This window comes from Cellulomonas uda (genome assembly GCF_006538705.1).
GTDB classification, from domain to species: Bacteria; Actinomycetota; Actinomycetes; order Actinomycetales; family Cellulomonadaceae; genus Cellulomonas; species Cellulomonas uda.
The window spans coordinates 1-2752 of sequence record NZ_BJLP01000094.1 but is presented as its reverse complement, the minus strand read 5'-3'; the positions used below and the strand labels follow the sequence as shown (position 1 = coordinate 2752).

The following is a 2752-nucleotide window of genomic DNA, read 5'->3' as shown; positions in this document are numbered from 1 at the left end:
AGCCCGCGGCGCGCCCCGCGCCGTCCCGACCCGCCGCGCCGGCACGTCCGGCCGCTGCGGCACCCGCCGCCCCCGCTCCGGCGGCACCCGCTGCGGCGGCGCCCGCTCCCGCGGCACCCGCCCCGGCCCGCCCGGCCGCCCCGGCCCCGGCTCAGCCCGCGGCTGCGGCACCCGCCCCGGCGGCACGTCCGGCCGCGCCGGCGCCCGCTGCCAAGGCGCCCGCGCCCGGTGCGAGCCCCGCCCCGCGTCCCGCGGGTCAGCGTTCCGGTGCGCCGGGTGGCGCACGTCCCGGTGCACCGCGCCCCGCGGCCCGCCCCGGCAACAACCCGTTCGCGCCGTCGCAGGGCATGCCCCGCGCGGGTGGTGGCGAGCGTTCCGGTGGTCCGCGTCCCGGCGGTCCGCGTCCGGGGAACAACCCGTTCGCGCCCTCGCAGGGCATGCCGCGTCCCGGCGACCGGCGTCCCGAGGGCGCTCCCGCCGCAGGTGCGGGCGATCGCCCCGGCGGCCCGCGTCCCGCGCCGCGTCCGGGTGGTCCGCGCCCGAACCCGGGCATGATGCCCGGCCGTACCTCGAGCGGCGTCGGCCGACCCGGTGAGCGCCCCGCGCGCCCCGGTGGCGGTGGTGCCGGCGGCGGTCGCGGCGGCTTCGGCGGTCGTCCCGGTGGCGGCGGCGGTGCACCCGGCGGCGGCGGCGGTTTCGCCGGTCGTCCCGGTGGCGGCGGTCGTCCCGGCGGTGCCGGCCGTGGCTCGACGCAGGGTGCCTTCGGCCGCGCAGGCGGTCGTCCCGTGCGTGGGCGCAAGTCCAAGCGGGCGAAGCGCCAGGAGTTCGAGGCGATGCAGGCCCCGTCGCTCGGCGGCGTGCAGGTCCCGCGCGGCAACGGCAAGACGGTCGTCCGCCTGCGGCACGGCTCCTCGCTGAACGACTTCGCCGACAAGATCGACGCCAACCCCGCGGCCCTGGTGACCGTGCTGTTCCACCTCGGTGAGATGGCGACGGCGACGCAGTCGCTCGACGAGGACACGTTCGGCACGCTCGCGGCGGAGCTCGGCTACGTCATCGAGATGGTCTCGGCCGAGGAGGAGGACCGCGAGCTGCTCGGGGCCTTCGACATCGACCTCGAGGCGGAGGAGGCGGGCGAGTCCGACGAGGACCTCGCGCCGCGCCCGCCGGTCGTCACCGTCATGGGTCACGTCGACCACGGAAAGACCAAGCTCCTCGACGCCATCCGCTCCACGGACGTCGTCGCGGGCGAGGCCGGCGGCATCACCCAGCACATCGGTGCCTACCAGGTGGTCAAGGAGCACGAGGGCGTCGAGCGTCCCATCACGTTCATCGACACCCCGGGTCACGAGGCGTTCACCGCCATGCGTGCCCGCGGTGCGCAGGTCACGGACATCGCGATCCTCGTGGTCGCGGCCGACGACGGCGTGATGCCCCAGACGATCGAGGCGCTCAACCACGCGCAGGCGGCCAACGTGCCGATCGTGGTCGCGGTCAACAAGGTGGACAAGGAGGGGGCCAACCCCGCCAAGATCCGCCAGCAGCTCACCGAGTACAACCTCGTGGCCGAGGAGTACGGCGGCGACACGATGTTCGTCGACGTCTCCGCGAAGCAGGGGCTGCACATCGACCAGCTCCTCGAGGCGGTCCTGCTCACGGCCGACGCCGCTCTGGACCTGCGGGCCAACCCGGACAAGGACGCGCGAGGCGTCGCCATCGAGGCGAACCTCGACAAGGGCCGCGGCGCGGTCGCGACCGTGCTGGTCCAGTCCGGCACGCTGCGCGTCGGCGACGCGATCGTCGCCGGCACGGCCTACGGCCGCGTGCGTGCGATGTTCGACGAGCACGGCGAGACCGTCGTCGAGGCGGGCCCGTCCCGTCCGGTGCAGGTGCTCGGCCTCGCGTCCGTCCCGTCCGCGGGCGCCACGCTGCTCGTGGCTCCCGAGGAGCGCACGGACCGTCAGATCGCCGAGAAGCGTGAGGCGGCCGAGCGTGCCGCGCTCCTGGCCAAGCGCCGCAAGCGCATCAGCCTCGAGGACTTCACGCAGGCGCTCGCCCAGGGCAAGGTCGAGACCCTCAACCTGGTCATCAAGGGTGACGTGTCCGGTGCCGTCGAGGCGCTCGAGGACGCGCTGCTCAAGATCGACGTGGGCGAGGAGGTCGACCTGCGCGTCATCCACCGCGGTGTCGGTGCGATCACGCAGAACGACGTCAACCTCGCGACCGTCGACTCGGCGATCATCATCGGCTTCAACGTGAAGTTCGCGGAGCGCGTCGAGGACCTGGCCGACCGTGAGGGCGTCGACGTGCGCTTCTACTCGGTCATCTACCAGGCGATCGACGACGTCGAGGCAGCGCTCAAGGGCATGCTCAAGCCGGAGTACGAGGAGGCGCAGCTCGGTACCGCCGAGGTGCGCGAGGTCTTCCGCTCGTCGAAGTTCGGCAACATCGCCGGCTCGATCGTGCGCTCGGGCGAGATCCGACGGAACTCCAAGGCGCGTGTGCTCCGCGGTGGCAAGGTCATCGCGGACAACCTCACGATCGAGTCGCTCAAGCGGTTCAAGGACGACGCCACCGAGGTCCGTGAGGGCTACGAGTGCGGTATCGGCCTCGGGTCGTACAACGACCTGCAGCTCGAGGACGTCATCGAGACGTTCGAGATGCGGGAGAAGCCGCGGGTCTGAGCCCGTCGGTCGGGTGTGGTGTGCGCGCACGGCCTACCAGGCGGCCGCCCCGTGCGGGGCGGCCGCCC

1 protein-coding gene is annotated in these 2752 nt (G+C 74.0%); it reads left to right on the top strand.

Annotation, left to right across the window (positions count from 1 at the left end; translation table 11 throughout):
• Positions 1-2684 (top strand): translation initiation factor IF-2 (gene infB, locus CUD01_RS16230; protein WP_141322524.1); only part of this gene is annotated, 2684 nt, incomplete at its 5' end.
• Positions 2685-2752 lie beyond the last annotated feature (68 nt).